The organism is Snodgrassella gandavensis (assembly GCF_914768025.1).
GTDB classification, from domain to species: Bacteria; Pseudomonadota; Gammaproteobacteria; order Burkholderiales; family Neisseriaceae; genus Snodgrassella; species Snodgrassella gandavensis.
The window spans coordinates 1-500 of sequence record NZ_CAJZCE010000045.1; the positions used below are offsets into that span (position 1 = coordinate 1).

1 protein-coding gene is annotated in these 500 nt (G+C 59.6%); it reads right to left on the minus strand.

Annotated elements, in window-relative coordinates:
* Positions 1-111 precede the first annotated feature (111 nt).
* On the minus strand, positions 112-500 hold a 389-nt coding region (locus MJ764_RS11390; RefSeq protein ID WP_239327142.1), incomplete at its 5' end, for a hypothetical protein.

Here is a 500-nt window from a genome sequence, read left to right on the forward strand (position 1 = left end):
GCTCAGGCCAGTGCCAACCGCATCGATGCCAACATCGGCGGCAAACTGAGCATCATCAGCCCGCAAGACAAAATAGACCAAAAAATCAGCCAGAGCGGTGCCAACCTCCACCTACAAGGCGGCTTTGGCAGCGTGTGGGAAGTCTCCGGCAGCGTTAACAGCAGCCGGGCCTCCGGCCACCTCAACGCCGTCAACCAACAATCCGGCCTCTTTGCCGGCAAAGACGGCTACCACATCAGTGCCGATAGCATCGACCTGCAAGGTGGTGCCATCGGTTCCACCGCCGCCAAAGAGCACAACCAGCTCACCACCAACAGCCTCACCTTCAAAGACATAGAAAACCATTCCAGCTTCAAAGCCAGCAACGCCTCCCTCAGCGGCGGCTTCTCCGGCAAAGACAGCACCATCCCCGGCAACCCCAGCTATAACCCGACCCTGCCGCAATACGAAAGCGGCAGCGACCATAGCACCACCCATGCCACCATCAGCCCGGGGCAGAT